At 39.8% G+C, this 18,059-nt stretch carries 15 protein-coding genes; 12 read left to right on the top strand and 3 right to left on the bottom strand.

Annotation, left to right across the window (positions count from 1 at the left end; genetic code table 11):
* Positions 1-27: 27 nt before the first annotated feature.
* From murC to AN214_RS06145, 11 genes are all read left to right on the top strand, one after another.
* Positions 28-1,437: a UDP-N-acetylmuramate--L-alanine ligase gene (murC, locus tag AN214_RS06195; protein ID WP_235576717.1), complete on the top strand. Its 1,410-nt coding sequence runs from the start codon at positions 28-30 to the stop codon at positions 1,435-1,437.
* Positions 1,434-2,348, top strand: a complete 915-nt coding sequence (locus AN214_RS06190) for a D-alanine--D-alanine ligase (protein WP_054978918.1) — start codon at positions 1,434-1,436, stop codon at positions 2,346-2,348. The genes murC and AN214_RS06190 overlap by 4 nt, the downstream gene beginning before the upstream one ends.
* Positions 2,349-3,137, top strand: coding sequence for a cell division protein FtsQ/DivIB (locus tag AN214_RS06185; protein ID WP_054978917.1), 789 nt, complete (start codon positions 2,349-2,351; stop codon positions 3,135-3,137).
* A gap of 7 nt (positions 3,138-3,144) precedes the next feature.
* Positions 3,145-4,377 (top strand): cell division protein FtsA, encoded by a 1,233-nt coding sequence (gene ftsA / locus AN214_RS06180; RefSeq protein ID WP_010561164.1) that lies wholly within the window; start codon positions 3,145-3,147, stop codon positions 4,375-4,377.
* Between the two features lie 48 nt (positions 4,378-4,425).
* Positions 4,426-5,649, top strand: a complete 1,224-nt coding sequence (gene ftsZ / locus AN214_RS06175; RefSeq protein ID WP_054978916.1) for a cell division protein FtsZ — start codon at positions 4,426-4,428, stop codon at positions 5,647-5,649.
* 91 nt (positions 5,650-5,740) lie between these two features.
* Positions 5,741-6,652, top strand: a complete 912-nt coding sequence (lpxC, locus tag AN214_RS06170; protein ID WP_054978915.1) for a UDP-3-O-acyl-N-acetylglucosamine deacetylase — start codon at positions 5,741-5,743, stop codon at positions 6,650-6,652.
* Between the two features lie 859 nt (positions 6,653-7,511).
* Positions 7,512-12,284, top strand: coding sequence for an RHS repeat domain-containing protein (locus AN214_RS06165; RefSeq protein ID WP_152960726.1), 4,773 nt, complete (start codon positions 7,512-7,514; stop codon positions 12,282-12,284).
* Positions 12,285-12,885: 601 nt separating this feature from the next.
* Complete coding sequence (locus tag AN214_RS06155) at positions 12,886-13,335, top strand: hypothetical protein (RefSeq protein WP_054978912.1); 450 nt, start codon at positions 12,886-12,888, stop codon at positions 13,333-13,335.
* Positions 13,322-14,116 (top strand): hypothetical protein, encoded by a 795-nt coding sequence (locus AN214_RS06150; RefSeq protein WP_054978911.1) that lies wholly within the window; start codon positions 13,322-13,324, stop codon positions 14,114-14,116. Before AN214_RS06155 ends, AN214_RS06150 begins: the two co-directional genes overlap by 14 nt.
* A 220-nt stretch (positions 14,117-14,336) precedes the next feature.
* Entirely contained in the window at positions 14,337-14,486 is a 150-nt protein-coding gene (locus AN214_RS22855; protein ID WP_152960725.1) for a hypothetical protein, read from the top strand.
* A 145-nt stretch (positions 14,487-14,631) separates the two neighbouring features.
* Positions 14,632-15,270, top strand: coding sequence for a hypothetical protein (locus AN214_RS06145; protein ID WP_054978910.1), 639 nt, complete (start codon positions 14,632-14,634; stop codon positions 15,268-15,270).
* A 427-nt stretch (positions 15,271-15,697) separates the two neighbouring features.
* On the opposite strand, the gene AN214_RS06140 is transcribed toward AN214_RS06145, so the two are convergent.
* From AN214_RS06140 to AN214_RS06130, 3 genes are read right to left on the bottom strand one after another with little or no spacing between them, the layout of a single operon-like run.
* Positions 15,698-16,504, bottom strand: a complete 807-nt coding sequence (locus AN214_RS06140) for an ImmA/IrrE family metallo-endopeptidase (RefSeq protein WP_054978909.1) — start codon at positions 16,502-16,504, stop codon at positions 15,698-15,700.
* The gene (locus AN214_RS06135) at positions 16,485-16,916 is read right to left on the bottom strand and encodes a hypothetical protein (protein ID WP_054978908.1); all 432 of its coding nucleotides are present in this window, start codon (positions 16,914-16,916) and stop codon (positions 16,485-16,487) included. The genes AN214_RS06140 and AN214_RS06135 overlap by 20 nt, the downstream gene beginning before the upstream one ends.
* Positions 16,913-17,455, bottom strand: coding sequence for a hypothetical protein (locus AN214_RS06130; protein WP_054978907.1), 543 nt, complete (start codon positions 17,453-17,455; stop codon positions 16,913-16,915). The genes AN214_RS06135 and AN214_RS06130 overlap by 4 nt, the downstream gene beginning before the upstream one ends.
* Positions 17,456-17,683: 228 nt before the next feature.
* On the opposite strand from AN214_RS06130, the gene AN214_RS06125 reads away from it, so the two are divergent.
* On the top strand, positions 17,684-18,049 hold the full coding sequence (locus tag AN214_RS06125) for a metal-dependent hydrolase (RefSeq protein ID WP_054978906.1): 366 nt from the start codon (positions 17,684-17,686) through the stop codon (positions 18,047-18,049).
* Positions 18,050-18,059 lie beyond the last annotated feature (10 nt).

The following is an 18,059-nucleotide window of genomic DNA, read 5'->3' as shown; positions in this document are numbered from 1 at the left end:
ACATTGAAAAAAGATAATTTACCTGCAATGAGACGAATCAACACTATCCACTTTATTGGTATTGGTGGTGCAGGTATGGGCGGAATTGCAGAAGTACTATTACATTTAGGCTATCAAATTACCGGCTCAGATATAAACAAAGGCGCAATGACAGAACGTTTGAGTAAAGCGGGCGCGAACGTTTTTATCGGGCACCGAGAAGAAAATGTTGAGCAAGCAGACGTGGTAGTTGTTTCAAGTGCCATTGATGAAAGTAACCCTGAAATCATTTGCGCGAAAGAAAAACACATTCCAATTGTACGCCGTGCGGAAATGCTGGCGGAGTTAATGCGCTTTAGGCAGGGTATTGCAGTTGCTGGTACGCATGGTAAAACCACAACGACGAGTTTAGTAGCAAGTATTTTTGCCAAAGCCGAACTTGATCCCACCTTTGTGATTGGTGGCTTATTAAATAGTGCGGGTACCAATGCAAAGTTAGGCAGCGGTCAATACCTTATTGCTGAAGCAGATGAAAGTGATGCAAGCTTTTTACACTTGAGCCCAATGATCAGCATTATCACAAATATTGAAGCGGATCATATGGATACGTATCAAGGTGACTTTGAAAATATGAAAGACACCTATATTGAATTTATCCATAACCTCCCGTTTTATGGGTTAGCCGTAGCTTGTATAGACGACTCAGTGGTTCGCGAGTTATTACCGCGCTTTAGCCGTAAATACGTGTCTTATGGTGAATCGCAAGATGCAGATTACCGTCTCATTAACTTCTCACAATCAGCTAGCTGCAGTGCCTTTGAAGTTGTGTTGCCAAATGGTGAAACACTTGCGATCACCCTGAATTTACCGGGCAAGCACAATGCCTTAAATGCAACAGCGGCAATTGCGGTAGCGTTTGAGGAAGGCGTAAGTGAAAGCGCAATAAAAGCAGCACTAAAAGAATTTGAAGGTATTGGTCGTCGTTTTCAACATTATGGCGAGTTCAATAACGAAGTGGGCAACGTGATGTTGGTAGATGATTATGGTCATCACCCATCTGAAGTCGCCGCAACAATTAAAGCGGCAAAGCAAGGTTGGCCTGATAAGCGTTTAGTAATGGCGTATCAACCCCATCGCTTTACGCGCACGCGTGACCTTTATGAAGAATTTGTAGATGTGTTAAGTCAGGTAGACGAATTATTGTTGTTGGAAGTATACGCAGCTAGTGAAGAACCTATCGTTGGTGCAGACAGCAAGAGTTTATGTCGCAGCTTAAGACAACGTGGTAAAGAGCCTAGATATATCGCCACGCCGAATGAGTTATTCACAGCATTGGCTGACGCGGTAAAAGACAATGACTTAGTGTTAACGCAAGGTGCGGGCAATATAGGTCAATTGGTAAAACAAATTGCTGAAACAGAAATGAAAGTAACTAAGCTAAAGCAGGTAGCACAATGAGCCAAAAGCAGTATGGTAAAGTCGCCGTTTTATTAGGTGGTAATTCGGCTGAGCGTGAGGTGTCACTCAATTCGGGAAGTGCCATATTAAACGCCCTGATTACCAATGGTGTTGATGCGATTGCATTTGATCCAAAAGAACGAGAGCTTGCTGAGCTTAAAACATTAGGAATCGATCGCGTGTTTATCGCGTTGCATGGCCGTGGCGGTGAAGATGGTACGATTCAAGGTGCACTTGAATTTATGGGCTTGCCATATACCGGTAGCGGCGTGTTAGGCAGTGCGTTAGCTATGGATAAAGTACGTTGTAAACAGTTATTTGTTGCCAGCAACTTACCAACCGCTAAATTTACCACGGTTAAAAAAGGTGAAGGCTTTAGTATTGAATCGATTATTAACGAATTTGGCGCGGTAATGGTTAAGCCTAGCCATGAAGGTTCGAGTATCGGTATGGCTAAAGCAAGCACGAGTGAAGAGTTAAAAAGTGCGCTTGAAAATGCCTTCAAATTTGATGATGAAGTATTGCTTGAGCAGTGGATCACAGGCACCGAATATACCGTTAGCATGCTTAACAACCAGCCGCTATCGGTGATTGAAATGAAAACACCACGTGGTTTTTATGACTACGAGGCGAAATATAAGTCATCTACTACGAGTTATCATTGCCCAGCTGATTTATCAAACGCCGATACTGCATATTTACAAATGATCGCAACGCAGGCATTTGCGCTTGTTGGTGCTAAAGATTGGGGGCGAGTGGACGCGATGCGTGACCAAAGCGGTGAATTCTATTTGTTGGAAGTGAATACTGTACCGGGCATGACAGAAAAGTCATTGGTACCTATGGCTGCAAAAGACTCAGGTAGAGATTTTGCTCAGTTAGTTTTAGAAATTTTAGATTCGACACTGTAAATGAAAGAAACACTACTTACATTAGCAAATTTAACAAAGCGATTAGTTGCTGCAACTAATTGGTCTTTGCTAATGGGAGTAAGTTTTTTTGTTTTGACCTTGTTTATTACGTGGCAAGGGGTGAATGCCTTAACTGATTACTTAGCAACGGAACAAAATAGTAAGTTGAGCAAAGTATTGGTACATGGCGACCCTGTATATACAAGTGAACAGGCAATTGTTGATAAGATTAAGTCATTAAAAGTTAAAACGTTTTTTGATGTAGATGTAAACCAAGTGCAAGAGAAATTGCTGGAATTGCCTTGGGTAGCTAGTGTATCGGTACGCAAACAGTGGCCAGACACACTACGTGTTTATGTTACTGAGCATCAGGCTGTGGCAATTTGGAATCAAGATTTACTGTTAAATACCCATGGCGACATCTTTCAGGCACCGGCAGAGCAGTTTTTTAACAAGTTACCTATGTTGTATGGGCCTGAAGGCAGTGAAAATGAAGCGTGGAGAACTTTTAAAACATTTAAAGAGTTATTAGCGCTACATGAGATCGGGTTAAGCAGCCTTGCACTGTCTGAGCGTTTTTCCTGGAAATTATGGCTCAATAGCGGTGTTAAATTAAATCTAGGACGCAAAGATATTGCGCTTAGAGTGCAGCGGTTTATCGATTTATATCCGGAGATAAAAAACTCGTCGGATAAAGAGGTAGAGTCGATAGATTTAAGGTATGATACGGGATTAGCTGTGAGCTGGCTTCAGCCAGTGCAAGAGCAAACTAAAAATAATAAGGTATAACTAGGGTATGACCAAGGCAGTTGAACGTAATCTCATTATCGGCTTAGACGTAGGAACGTCTAAAGTTGTTGCTGTTGTCGGTGAGGTAACACCTGATAATCAGCTGAGCATTGTAGGCGTTGGCAGTCAAAACGCGAAAGGCATGGATAAAGGTGGTGTTAACGATCTTAATTTAGTGTCTGAGTCGATTCAGCGCGCGTTAGATGAAGCTGAATTAATGGCGGATTGTCGCATTAGCTCGGTTTACCTAGGCATATCTGGAAAACATATTCAGTGTCAAAATGAAAATGGTGTAGTGGCGATTAACAACGCTGAAATCACCCATGACGACATCGATAATGTTATTCATATCGCTAAATCAGTTCCTATTTCAGCTGAACGCAAGATGTTGCACGCGTTACCACAAGAATACACCGTTGATATGCAAGAAGGCATTCGTAATCCACTCGGTATGAGTGGCGTACGTATGGAAGCGCGAGCACATATTATTACGTGTTCAAACGATATGGCTAAAAACATTGAAAAATGTGTTGAGCGCTGTGGCCTACGTGTTGACCAATTTATTTTCTCGGCGCTGGCGTCGGGCGATTCAGTTTTGACCGAAGATGAGCGTGAGCTTGGTGTTGCAGTGGTTGATATTGGTGGTGGCACTATGGATATTACCATATACACGCAAGGCTCTTTGCGCCACTCGGCGGTGCTACCAGTTGCGGGAAATCAAGTAACTGGCGATATTGCGAAAATATTTCGCACGCCTATCTCGCATGCTGAAGCAATTAAAGTACAATATGCCAGCGCACTAAGTCGCTTAGCAAGTCAAGAAGACAGTATTGAAGTACCAAGTGTAGGTGGTAGACCTGCACGCATTATGTCGCGCCATACACTTTCTGAAGTTGTTGAGCCGCGCATGAGAGAGATTTTTGAGTTGGCGATGAAAGAGATTCGTCGCTCAGGTTTAGAAGAACAAATAGCTGCAGGCATTGTGCTGACAGGCGGTACCGCCAAGATGCAAGGTGTTGTTGAAGTAGCAGAAGAAATTTTCCAAATGCCAGTGCGCGTTGGTCAACCAGTAGGGATAGCTGGACTTACTGATTATGTGAATGATCCGTCGTTCGCAACGTCAGTTGGGTTGTTGCAGTATGGTCGAACTATGCAGCATAGCCAGAGCAGCCGCACCACAGAATCTGGTAATGGAAATTGGTGGAACCGTTTAACAAAATGGTTTCAAGGGGAGTTTTAAGCTTTTGCCTTGTGAATTTTCATAAGGTAGTTAGTCGGAGAGTTAAACATGTTTGATTTAATGGAACAGCACGGTGAAGAAGCCGTAATTAAAGTAATCGGTGTCGGCGGTGGCGGTGGTAACGCTGTTGAGCACATGGTTAAAAAGCAAATTGAAGGCGTAAAATTTATTGCGGCCAATACCGATGCGCAAGCACTGCGTAAGTCATCAGCTGATGTAACAGTGCAGCTAGGTACGCAAATTACGCAAGGTTTAGGTGCTGGTGCAAACCCTGAAGTGGGTCGTGATTCTGCTGAAGAAGATGCAGAAACGATTCGTAACAGCCTTGAAGGCGCAGATATGATCTTTATTGCTGCTGGTATGGGCGGTGGTACAGGTACGGGTGCTGCACCTGTTGTGGCGCGTATCGCTAAAGAAATGGGCATTTTAACTGTTGCAGTAGTAACACGACCTTTTGAATTTGAAGGTAAAAAGCGTGCATCGGCAGCAGAAGATGGCATTAATGAGTTGTCTCAACACGTTGATTCGCTTATTACAATTCCTAACAATAAATTGCTTAAAGTTTTAGGCAAAGGTACGACATTATTAGATGCATTCGCTAAAGCGAATGATGTGTTATTTGGTGCTGTACAAGGTATCGCTGAGTTAATTACTCGCTCAGGTCTGATCAATGTGGATTTCGCCGACGTACGTACAGTTATGTCTGCAATGGGAACCGCAATGATGGGCACAGCGTCAGCGAAAGGTCCTGATCGTGCACAAGAAGCTGCAGAAGCAGCAATTTCTAGCCCGTTACTTGAAGACGTTGATTTAACAGGTGCGAAAGGCATTCTTGTTAATATTACCGCGGGTATGGACATTGCGATTGAAGAATTTGAAACAGTTGGTAACCACGTTAAGGCACTAGCATCAGAAAATGCAACGGTTGTTGTAGGTGCGGTTATCGACCCTGATATGTCTGAAGAGTTACGTGTGACTGTTGTTGCGACTGGCCTTGGCGGTGAACGCAAACCACAGTTTGGTATTGTGGGTGCGGATATCAAAAAAGTGTCTGGTTCTGATACAGCGCAAGCAACAAGCGCTCCGAGCAACGCAACTGCAACACCAGGTGTGTTTGTACCAAGTTTTGCACAGTCGGGCAGTGTAGAAACGCCTGAGACGGTTGAACCAAGTGTTCAAAACGAAGTCAAAGAAAGCGCGCCATTAGACAAAAAGCAAGACAAAGCAGATTATTTTGACGTACCAACTTTCTTACGTAATCAAGCTGATTAATAAGATTGTTTAAAAAACAACCATAATTTGGCAAGCTGGTCTTATCTGTGGTAAGATAGCCGGCCGATTTTAACGAATAAGTGGATAGCCTATGATTAAGCAGCGTACCATAACTGAAAAAGTCAGTGCCGTAGGTGTTGGATTACATAAGGGTGAAAAGGTTTCTATCACTCTCCGACCTGCTAGTGCGAATACGGGTATTGTATTTCGCCGGGTAGACCTTGATCCTGTTGTTGATTTTGAAACAACACCTGAGGCCGTGGGCGATACTCAATTATGTACATGCTTAATCAATAAAGATGGCGTTCGCTTATCGACTACTGAGCATTTAATTGCTGCAATTGCAGCATTAGGCTTGGACAATCTGATTGTTGAATTAGATAGCCCTGAAGTGCCAATTATGGATGGTAGTTCATTACCGTTTATTTACCTTATCCAAAAGGCTTGCATCGAAGAGCAAAATGCAGCTAAACGTTTTATTCGCATTACCGAAACGGTGCGTGTTGAAGACGGCGATAAGTGGGCTGAGATTGAACCATATGATGGTTTTCATATCGACTTTGAAATTGCGTTTAACCACCCAGCAATTAACGAAAGTCGCCAACGTATTGGGTTAGACATCACAGCTAAGAACTTTATCGAGCAAATTAGCCGAGCGCGTACATTTGGCTTTATGCGTGATATTGAATACATGCACGCTAACAATTTAGCACTTGGCGGCAGCATGGATAATGCAGTTGTACTTGATGACTTTAAAGTACTTAACCCAGATGGATTACGCTACCCTGATGAGTTTGTAAAACACAAGATTTTAGATTGTGTTGGTGATTTGTTTATGACAGGTCATAACTTACTTGGTAAGGTAACTGCGTATAAATCAGGCCATGATCTGAATAATAAGCTACTTCGTAAGTTGATGGCGACTGAATCAGCTTGGGAATGGGCAACATTTGAAGAGTCAGTTACTATGGCTGCACCAGGTTTAGAAACCGCAACTGCTTAGTTTTTCAAAATTAATCAAATTAAAAAACGCGACTTAAGTCGCGTTTTTTATTGCTTAAAATAATGTTTTCTAGTGTCGTCATGTGTGTGCGCTCTAGTATGCTAAACACCTTTAATTTGTTAAAAGCAGCTAATAGACAATGAGCAAATATTCTTGTTCTATGCTTAAGGTATGAATCTTTATAATGCTAATGAGGTTGGCGTTAGGTTGTAAAAGTGAACGCTCGAGAAAAACTTATGGTGTATTAACGGATTTAATTAGAAACGAAGGAAAGTGACTTGCAAAATACATGCATTTTAATTAGCTAGATGTTAAGTTTTTGAATTTTTAAAAAGGAATTTTTAAGAAGAAGTGGGGCGACTGACGAGACTTGAACTCGCGACAACCGGAATCACAATCCGAGCAGTCATTATTTGGCCAGTTTAATGACCTAGAACTGGCCAAATGATATTCAAAAGATAGTTAGTGTAATCTCTAGTAAGTAAGTTAATGCTGCCACAGCAATGGATAAAGTAATTCGTGTTAAATAGATATGAATATAATCAGCAAGAAAAATGAACATGGTGCTATACGCCCTGCGAACAGGACTTAGTGGGTTTATAACCTCTTTTACAGTTAGAGAAAAAATAACAATGAAAAACAAAAATGGGTATAAGTTTATCAGGGTTAAAAAATAATCGCTTAAGACAGCAAATGATCTTCCCGTAAAAATTTCATATTGTTCATATTTCACCGAGTATGAACAGATGTAGTAATGGAGTACAAATATTATTTCAATCCATAAGCTTTCAACTGGTGAGTGATGCTCTAGTTTTAATGTCGGGGTAAGATTAATTGAAGATAGGCTACGAACTCTTTATTGCAAAACTATGCTTTAATTGGTAATTTTGTTGAAATCATATTTGGATTTACAAGGAATGTAGACAAAGGACATAGTTCCTCCTCCCCTTTTTATCATTTCTTTCATCCTTTAGAAAATAACATCGCTTTTATTAGATTGATGCAAAAATATGAATTAAAGCACTTTGCAATGGAACAAAATGGAGTTAATTTTATGTTTAAGCCAGCTACCTTAACTATACTTTTATTTGCTGTGCTTTCTCTCAACGCACAAACTATTCCCGACGCAAGAAATTTAAGACGACCGATTACACCTGAATCTTATGAACTCAAGTTCCCTTTATGGGCACCACCATTTATGCTAGAAAAAGAAGATAGCTATAAAGGGTTAGACCAATGTGAGTTGTATGATCGCATGCTCGCAGATTTTCAAAGTGGTATTATTAAGTACTTAAATGAAAGAGATAATTATAGTTATGTTGATGAGACTGATTACTATGATTGCCCAGGTTTCGGTAATACAGGTTTTGGTGGCGTAATTTACCCTAGGGGGAGAACATGTAAAATAGAGCGTCCACAAGGTTGTATACTATGGGGTTACTCCGACAGGATAGGCTCTAAGGCTCGAACAAACTACACCGTTAATGCTATAATGACGTGCCCCGCCGCTGCACCTTTTGAACACCATACAGTTAAAATTGATACACCAGAGGGGCTGATGTGTGCAGCCCCTCTTCAATGTAACTACCCATTTGAGCCTGAAATTGAACGTGATTCTGAGGGCTATATAACTAATACATACTGCGCTACTTATTGCCCTACAGGGCAACCCTTTGATCCAGAGTACGGACAGTGTAAACCTGCAATGGATCATTTTGATAATACTCAATGTGTTGAAAAAGTCCTAAACCCTATCAATGCGCGCACCGGTGAAAAAATAGAATTTCTACAATCCAACTTAAACTTTCCGGGTCGTTTTCCTTTGAATTTAGATTTCACCTACAGCTCTCAAAATGATGCAAGGACCAAGCATCAAGTATTACAAGAAAAACGCAAGCAAGCTGAAAAGCTAAATAAAATGGAGGGCTGGACTAAAGTGTATCAACCTCACGGATACACAACCCCAAAATATCAAGTTTGGACGAAGTTAGCGTATATAAACGACAACGCCAAAATTGGTAACTACCAATGGTATCATCAATATCAATTGAAACTCATCATTAAAGACGATGATTTTATTGATATATATAAAGGCAATAATAAAACAGTCACGTTTCGAAATGGTAATGAAAGAGCGCCAAATGGCGAACAGTTAAAGAAAACCAATGCAGGCTGGGACTACATAACAGCAAACAATATAAAATATCAGTTTAGCCAAGGTGGTGTACTGCATACTGTCTTCCACCCTAGTGGCGAGATGCACTATGTTAGATATGGAACAAACGGCAAAGTTTCTGAGGTGGAACACTCCTTACATGGTGTTGCTAAATTCATTTATAGCGACCAAGTACTAAGCAGTATTATGCTGCCTGATAATACAGAAATTAAATTAGAGTACGATGACCTTCACAACTTAATATCTTATCATGCCGACGGTGGAACAAGCCGAACTTTAGAATACAACAATGAGCAGTACCCATACGCACTCACTAACCTTAAAAAGCAAAATGGTGAACATATCGCTTCTTGGACTTATGATACGCTTGGACGCGCTATTTCTGCTACAAGTACTAAAGGAGACTCAGGGACGATTGTGTACGGTGATAATAAGGTTACCGTAACCAGTGATAGTGGAGTTAATACCATACTAACGTACTTAAATGAGCGTTTAATTAGCAGCTCTGGTGGAACGTGTGACTCAACTAGTGGCGTAGAAACAAAACATTACGAATATACATGGTTTAATAAATTATCAAGTATCACTGATAGTCACGGAAATAAAACAGTTTATAACTATGATGGTTATAAGCTTCTCTCAAGTATAACTAAAAATGCTGGCACACTACAGGAACAAAAAACATCATACAAATATTACACTGCCTATAGAAACCCTGATCACAGATTAAAAAGCGTAGAATTACCTAATGGTTTAATACAAACCTATGAATATACCGATAATGGACAAATACAAAGTATCGGGCTTACTCATGGGGCTCTTAATAGAAAACAAGTTTATGCTTATTCAACACAGAGTAATTTAATAAGTAGTATCGATGGTCCACGCACTGATGTTGCCGACAACACCTCATTTGAATACGATGCCAGCAATCACATTTCAAAAATTATAAACCCACTTTCGCATTCCACTTCGTATACAGATTATAATTCGCAAGGGTTAGCTACCAAGATAACCGATCCTAATGGTGTCACCACGCTATTGAACTATAACGCAAACGGAAGTATTACATCAGGTAGTACTGGCAACCGCACTAATCTATATACTTATAACAGTGATGGTAATTTATTATCCGTTTCAAATGGCAATCAAACCATTAATTACGCTTACGATTCACATGAACACCTGATTTCAATCCGTGACAATCAAAACAATACAATTTCTTTTGAAAGAGATAGTAGGGGTAATATTGCAAAACGTTACATTCAAGGAAACGGAGAGACGATATTTTCGCTATCCAAAACATATGATGCATTGGATAGAGTCAAACAAGTGACTTCGGGGGCTAATCAACCGTGGCAATATAAATACAACTTAAACGATGATATTACAGAGATTATCGACCCGTCTAACAGTAGTATGTCATTTAAATATGATAGTTTTAATAGGCCAACCTCTAACACTGATCAACTGTCTCACAGTACGAGTTTCAAATATGCTAAAACAGGCCAGCCTACAGAAATAACTGATGCTCTAGGGCGAACGACGCAGTTTGAATACAACGGTTTCGGCGAAGTAGTAAAACGCATCAGCCCAGATACAGGCACAACGACTTATGGCTATGATGAAGCTGGCAATCTAAAATGGCAACAAGATGCGCGTAACGTTAAAACAACGTACACCTATGATGCATTAAACCGTGTCACACTGATTAGTTACCCAGATGCAACAGAAAATGTGACTTTGGAATACGATGATGCAACTGAAGTACGTTTTGCAATCGGTCGATTAAGCAAAGTAACTGACCAATCTGGTATCCGAGAGTACTACTATAATGCGTATGGAGAAGTAACTAAACTTGAGTTTACTCCTACAGGGACAAGTACAAAAATAAGCACAAGCTATACATATAACAATGCTGGTAACCTAACGAGTATTGCCTATCCTAGTGGTCGCGTAGTTACCTATAGCTACGATGAAATTGGAAACATCTCAACAGTTACAACAACCAAAGATGACGTTACGCAAACTCTTGCATCTAATATCACTTACTTACCATTTGGGCCTCTTACTGGGCTTGATTACGGAAATGCATTACAGCTTACACAAGAGTTTGATACAACCTACAAAATGACGCGTAAAGCTGTTACAGGCATTTATGATTCAAATTACACTTATGATGCAATTAACAACATTTCAACCATAGATGAATTACTAGCTCCGACAACTTCACAAACCTACGCTTATGACGCCGCTAGCAGACTCACGTCAGCAACCGGAAGCTACGACCAGCGAGCATTTTCTTATGACTCAATCGGAAACCGGACGAGTAAAACAGTTTCAGATATAGATACGCCTTACGTTTATGAAAACGGGGTATTGAAGAGTGTTGATGGAGTTGCAAGAACTTATGATAAGACAGGTAACACGTTGACCGATGGTAATGCAACGTACGCCTATAATAATGCAGGAAGGCTAACGAAAGCGACCGTCGCTGGCAGTAACTATAATTACACCTATAACTACTTAGGTCAGCGAGTTAAGAAACAAACTGACTCACAAATTAGACACTACCATTATGATTTATCGGGTTTGTTACTGGCTGAATTAGATGCTTCTGGCAACACGCTTGTGGAATACATCTATGTAAATGGCCAACGGATCGCTTTTATTACAGACCAAATTTATTATGTTCATACTAACCACTTAGATGCTCCACTTGCGCTCACGGACCAACAAGGTACAACGATGTGGAAAGCTAACTACACTCCGTTTGGTAGCATTGATGTAACACTTGATAATTTACCTGATACGTTTACCGCTCGTTTTCCAGGGCAATATGCAGATTCTGAAACAGGCCTATTTTACAACTACTTTAGGGATTACGATCCTGAATTGGGACGCTACATCCAGTCTGATCCTTTAGGATTATACGATGGTGTTAACACATATAATTATGTGTACGGAAACCCCATTATGTATTATGACCCTTATGGGCTTTATGGTATGGATGATGTATGGGGAAGTATTTATTGGGTTACAGGCGGCTGGAGTCCTGATCAAAGTACAGTAAATTTTTATGCTGGTTTTGGAGATGCTATTTCTATGAATGCAACTAAGCACTTCAGAAATTGGCAAGATATTAATAGTGTAAACTACTGCTCATCATCATACTCAAATGGGCAAAACTCTGGTGTCGCATTTGGGTTATTGAACGCTGGACGGATGTCTTTAGTAACCTATAACAAATTGAAAAAAGCAAAGTCATGGAGAGCTAACAGTAAAACATCTAGAAAGACGAGAGCTAAGAAAATTAAAAATGCAGGTGACTATTCCAATGCAAGAAACGAAGTGGCCTTGACGTTTGTAGCGGGATCTGGTGTTGATTCATGGGTGGATTTATTTAATAGAAATTCAAATAATAACTCTCAAGATTGCGGTTGTGAAAGTCAGTAGGAGCGATATGAAATCATTAAAGAAAGTAAATTGGCTATGGTTTGTTCTATCATTGTTTTTCATTCCGTGGTTGTCGATTGATATTTTTACTGCACTGACAGAAGGAAAAATAATGCAGTTGAGAGTTTCAGATTATTTATATTTTGAAACTGACACTGTTATGTTTTCTCTTATTTTTTTACTTAAGTTGGCATTTCTACTGGGGTTCTTTTGGTATTTTTTGTCCAATTTGAAGCTCTTAAGTTTAAAAAAATAGTTCTACGCAATTTGAATCCAAAGCCTCGCTAGCCGGGGCTTTTTACTTTTTAGTTATAAATATGATATATAACAAATAGTTGTTAGATAATTATTAATAAAATATGTTTCTCAAACAAACAATGTATCAAGAGCGCTACGGTCAGCAAAACTTCAATCACAAAACTGGCTAGATTGTAGAGCAGACATGCATGTAAAAAATAAAATGTTTGGATTGACTGATTGCTGGGAAAAGCACTGGGCTGAAATATTCCTTAAAGAAGAAGTTGAATAATCTTACGTTGAACATATTAATTGAGCTTATTTTTATAATTCAATATTCAATATAATTAGCAGGACGCATTGAGTGGCACACGAGAAAATTCAAAAACAGCTTTCGGAATATCTTGAGTACGACTTGCGGCAGCTTATCGATAAACGAGTTTCCGCATTTAAGAGACAATTAGAATACATAAAAACAAAGAATAACTCGCACTTGCTCAAGCTATACTCCAACAATTGGAACGACGAAATGCTTAAGGTCGTGTTTGTACTAAATTCATTTTATCAGCTTGTACTTGGTCCATTGGATAGTTCCGCTCGAAGCTCAACTTTATGCGGACTTGGTTCAGATATTCCAATAAGTTACGGCTCAAGTATCAAATTCAACGTTTCCAGAAGTCGCAAAATTAATAAAACGGTAGAAAGTTTTAACAACATTATCGTGAAATTAGAGATAAATAGCTTCGTGATGGGGCTGAATTCAGCCAACGATATCGTTTTCAATCTTGCAAAGGATCTCTATGAAGACGAGTAGTAATTGGTTGTCTGATGTTGAAAAGATGGTAACTGAATTTGTTGATGCCCATTCGTTAGTGTATAGCAAAAAACAAAGAGAACTCTCCGCTTCATTTGAAATTGGGTGCTTTCACGCGTTACTCGACTATTATGAACAAATGCAATTTGATATCTCGGTTGAAAATCTTACTAAGGATGGTGAATTTCGTTATCTTACTTCGCCAAGCGGTAACCCAAATAACTTCTCCTATGTTATAGCATCGATTGGTGATCGAGCCTATGAAATAAGGCAACAATTAAAAATTTATTCTGAGCTAGATGAATACATTTCCTTTGCTCCTGATCTTTCAGTTGTTAAAAAAAATACTCCTATTGAGAAAGTTAAAGACGACGATTATGCGAACGGTAAGCGCTCGTTTTATCGGGTTTCTAGCAAAGATGTAATAGCAGCCCATGAGTGCAAGTCCCTTCCTCCATTCCCTGAATTGATGGTTTCCTTTATCGGGATGTTTGTAACTGCGCATTCTTGGCATACGGATCATACTTGTGGCGTAACATTGAATGATACAGGCTTGCACTTAGCCCCAACAATGTTTGTTGGCGGTAGTGCTCAAGCCATGCATTTGAAAATGATATCTGCGATACAGAAAGTACACCCCTTGAATATTGTGGTTGGTATGCATCAAGGAAACTGGGATCTGTATGGCCCTCATAAGAAGCTTAATCGGTTAGATGTTTCTGGTGATAAAGAAGCGCTAGCCTTAGCAAAACCAATTGGCTATTTCCTAAACTTTCCTTGATTTCTCTATCATTAATAAGTGAGTCCTATTATATAAAGCTACATGATAGTGTTATTTCTAACCTAAAATTCCGCAAGGGGCTTTATTTTTGGCTATTTTTTAAGCCAAAGAGCTAAGTCATTTTTTAGTATATTATTTGTTCGATTTTAGTGGTAGGTTATTAATGTAGTTAAAAAATTTAATAGAAACATTTCAATTAGTATTTTAAAAGGAGAACAACATGGCTGTTAGACATAACCCTACAGGGGTAGTTCACCAAGGTAAAAAAGGTGGCACAACTGGATGTGGCGTTGATACTAAGAAGCACTCTAGTCATTGGGTTGATTCACACCAAAAAATCACTTGCGATAAGAATGGTTGCAAAAACTAAGTATTATCCTGTGTGCCTTATTTAATTTTGAATCCAAAGCCTCGCTAGCCGGGGCTTTTTTGTTTCCTCAAGTTTAAGTCTTGATTTTTATATTTAAAACAGTACTTTATTGAAAGTGAGTTATGCAAGAACATAAAGGTAAAAAATGAACAAGGGTTTGTTAAGTAAAGTCTCCTATGGAAATGAACTGGACAAGGTTTCTAGCACTAAGCTTGAAGTCGTTATTGTAACTTTTGCAATATTCGTAAGCGTTGTTCTTTTTTGCATCTGGAAAGTTACAGAGAATTCACCTAATCCGGCAGAAATAGAATATGCTAAAAAAGCACTGGAGCTAATGAAGGATACGACTATTTGGATGGCAACAGCTCAACTTACGGTATTTGCTGCACTGGTATCATCAATTTCCTTTAAAAAAATTCCTATATCGTTTTCTGCCATAGTAGCTATTGAATGCCTGATAGTGTCATTAATTGCAGCTACTATAAATCTAACAGGTTTAACTTCAGTTTATTTTAGATTGGGCCAACTTTCAGAAGTACCAAAACATTGCATAGACTCTACTTTAAACGGTGTATGTGTAATTAAAGATAAAGTCTCATCAGTTAATTATGCTGATATATACTCAATGCCAATATATGATCACTTGGAAGATATGTATCAAATACCACTTGGTTTTTCTCTTTCTCTACAACAATGGGCATTTGTGGTAAGTGTTATTGCATTACTGGCAGTAGGCTATAAAGCACTAATTAATCATGTAACTTCGAGCAACATAGGCGGTTAAGTTTGAATCCAAAGCCTCGCTAGCCGGGGCTTTGTTTTTCTTCACTATGATCTCTCTACCAAACTTAAAATCAGCGTTTGTTTGACGCTATAAGTTTAAGCTCCAATTTTTATAGCTTCTGTTTTGCTGGCAAACTGAGTTGGCAGGCTCCTTTCACGAACTGTAATTTCAGTCGTTTTCTTCTTTATTTCCACTACCACATGAGTAACAATTTCAGGGTTATGCCCCGATGCACATGTGTTTATTTCTATGTCGCTTTATTTAATATCATTCTCGCTTTGATTCAAAAATGTTAGATTTAGGCGCTCTAAGTGAAAAGTAACCACCTGCTGACTACTTTTTTGGGGGTTACAACTACAATTTATATGATTGAAATTGGGAAAGCAGAACCACACTTGTCGGACTGAAAGTGTTGGGTCCCACAGTGTTATTCATATTTTTCTTTATTGTTTATACATTGCCAAATCGGCTCTTCATCTTCCCACCATACCAAACTCAAAAACTGGTCGTCATGGTAATGAAAGGCATGTTCGTAAACCGTCGCATCATCTGCCCAACCTTCGCGGCACCATACACTGCCATCTACTTCTCCGGGGCCAGAACTGACACCGTTGACAATCAGATCATAAATTTTTGAACCCTCAGGCACTCTATCTCTTGGATAAAAGCATCCGGGCAATTGATTGTTTTTATCAAAAAGATACCTGCTGCCGTCTTTGCGATAAATGACAAAAAATCCCATGTGGTGGTCACTTTTGACCACCCGGCGCAAGGTCATCATGAAACTAGTATCGAAGGTGGTTTTGACTGAACTCATCAAATCTAGATCGAAACGACTCCCTGTCAGATGCTCCTTTAACAAGTAGGAAGGAACCAATAGCTCAGAAGCATAGCTATTGGCCACATTTTCTCGGCTACGTGACGCTCCACTGGGATTCTCCATATCTTTGTGGGTACACAAGTTGCCTACTTTCCCGCGATCTTTAAACCAATGGCCCAGCTCATGACCGACAGAAAACCGTTTTCTTGGTGTGTCGCTTTCAGAGTTGACAGTAATTGTCGCTCTATCACCTGCACCAATAATCATTGCTTCACAGCCGTTGAGGGGCTTTTCTAGAACAATAGCTTGCTGTTCAAAGGCTATTGCTTCTATGTCTATTTCTCTTGCATCTGATATAGCGAATTCGTCGATATATAACGATTCGACAAAATCCTTAATCACCTTTATCGTCAACGTCGATCACTCCCATAGCTATTAGGTTTGCGATTATTTGATTCGCATCTTCATCCGTAAATTCTTTACCTTCTCTATGTGCGACAGTGAGGTTTTCTGGTAACTTTTGCTGTAGAAGTAAATCAATCAAGATTGCTTTTGCGTCTTTCCCTTTCTTTGCTAAAAACGCTGCAACGTCCACAGCATCGTGCTTTTCCTTTTCCGCTTCTAATTGTGCTCTGGCATCTTTCAACCTATTCTTTTTTAGTTGTTGTTTGTGCTTCTTCACACTGTCTAGAAATCGAGATTGAGTGGTTTGGATTTCATCAGCCGTTATATTGTATTCAGCCATAAGCTCACTAACGGATGTAGTGGCAATTTTCTCGATCATGATGTCATCGAGCAAATTGTTCATCTCTTTGTTAGCCATCATCCTGCCTCCTTAAGGTATTTTTGTCCGTTTCTTACGATGCGCCTACGTGTTGTGTTATAGGCTGTTTCATCACCAGCAAAAACTGACTCTACGATTTCTGATTTATTTTGGCCTTCTTGCGTGGCAGCCAAAAAACGCATGGCAACATCATCCTGACTGAAGTTATTTATCAAAACAGTCCATCGTGGGTCAGCAGTGCCGTCACCCTCGATATTTTGAACATTGCCTGCCTCTTCATACTCATCGATTGACTCGGCGTGTTTGAAAATCTTTTCTTGGTTCCGTTCAGCCATTCCGTTGCAGATACTCCGAATCACATTACAAATGGTAACTGTAAGGGGGATATCTTTTGGAACATGCCGATCATCTTCAAGAATTCGCAACAATGCTTCGTTAAACACTTCTTCAGCTTCAACGGCGAGTCCAGATTTTCCTACGATGCGCTTCGACCAGATAACTGCTTTTGTAAGTACATCGTCAGTATTTGAATCCAGTGCCTGCAAAACCTCTTCGACCGTGTAGTAGTCGTAGTCCTTCATTTGCTACTCCCTTAGACGGATAAAAAATAATTTCTGGACATTGTCCAGTTTTTAAACTGAGTTCCGCCTTATTAGACATGGGGCAAAACTGCGTGTTTGGATGTTACCAAATTAAATAGTGCAAAAGTAATTTTTCAACAATGTCCAGTTTCTGACTAACGCTCGGCCTTAAATAATAAGGCCGAATTGAATAATTAGATATTAACGAATTAATGAGGATAAAAAAATATGCCGAACGCGAAGACGCATATGTTGGTTGGTGCTGGAGTAGGCTTAACTGCTGCATTACTTGATAAAAACAAGCATCCAGCCAGTCACAATGTTGTAGTTGCTCCTGCTGTGGGAACCTTTATGGGAAGGTTACCAGATATATTAGAGCCTGCATTACATCCAAATCATCGGCAGTTTTTTCACGGAATGACTGTGATGACGTTGCTTTCTGCTGGATTTCTAAAAGCGTATCAGTGGTCGCCAGATGAGCCATTTGAAAAGTTTCTCAGAGGACTGATGTTAATTGGCGGGGGAGCTTACCTTAGCCATTTAATTTGTGATGCATCAACACCAAAGGGCCTGCCTTTGGTCGGAAAGTTATAGTGGAGGTAAG

It is taken from the genome of Pseudoalteromonas sp. P1-9 (assembly GCF_001399975.1).
In the GTDB taxonomy this organism is placed as follows: domain Bacteria; phylum Pseudomonadota; class Gammaproteobacteria; order Enterobacterales; family Alteromonadaceae; genus Pseudoalteromonas.
The sequence above is the reverse complement of the archived record's forward strand: the minus strand, read 5'-3'. Positions and strand labels throughout refer to the sequence as shown.

Excerpts from the sequence above, each read along its gene's own strand:
- murC (WP_235576717.1), top strand. The coding sequence starts at position 28 with ATGAGACGAATCAACACTATCCACTTTATTGGTATTGGTGGTGCAGGT.
- AN214_RS06190 (WP_054978918.1), top strand. The coding sequence starts at position 1,434 with ATGAGCCAAAAGCAGTATGGTAAAGTCGCCGTTTTATTAGGTGGTAAT.
- AN214_RS06185 (WP_054978917.1), top strand. The coding sequence starts at position 2,349 with ATGAAAGAAACACTACTTACATTAGCAAATTTAACAAAGCGATTAGTT.
- ftsA (WP_010561164.1), top strand. The coding sequence starts at position 3,145 with ATGACCAAGGCAGTTGAACGTAATCTCATTATCGGCTTAGACGTAGGA.
- ftsZ (WP_054978916.1), top strand. The coding sequence starts at position 4,426 with ATGTTTGATTTAATGGAACAGCACGGTGAAGAAGCCGTAATTAAAGTA.
- lpxC (WP_054978915.1), top strand. The coding sequence starts at position 5,741 with ATGATTAAGCAGCGTACCATAACTGAAAAAGTCAGTGCCGTAGGTGTT.
- AN214_RS06150 (WP_054978911.1), top strand. The coding sequence starts at position 13,322 with ATGAAGACGAGTAGTAATTGGTTGTCTGATGTTGAAAAGATGGTAACT.
- AN214_RS22855 (WP_152960725.1), top strand. The coding sequence starts at position 14,337 with ATGGCTGTTAGACATAACCCTACAGGGGTAGTTCACCAAGGTAAAAAA.
- AN214_RS06145 (WP_054978910.1), top strand. The coding sequence starts at position 14,632 with ATGAACAAGGGTTTGTTAAGTAAAGTCTCCTATGGAAATGAACTGGAC.
- AN214_RS06135 (WP_054978908.1), bottom strand. The coding sequence starts at position 16,916 with ATGATGGCTAACAAAGAGATGAACAATTTGCTCGATGACATCATGATC.
- AN214_RS06130 (WP_054978907.1), bottom strand. The coding sequence starts at position 17,455 with ATGAAGGACTACGACTACTACACGGTCGAAGAGGTTTTGCAGGCACTG.
- AN214_RS06125 (WP_054978906.1), top strand. The coding sequence starts at position 17,684 with ATGCCGAACGCGAAGACGCATATGTTGGTTGGTGCTGGAGTAGGCTTA.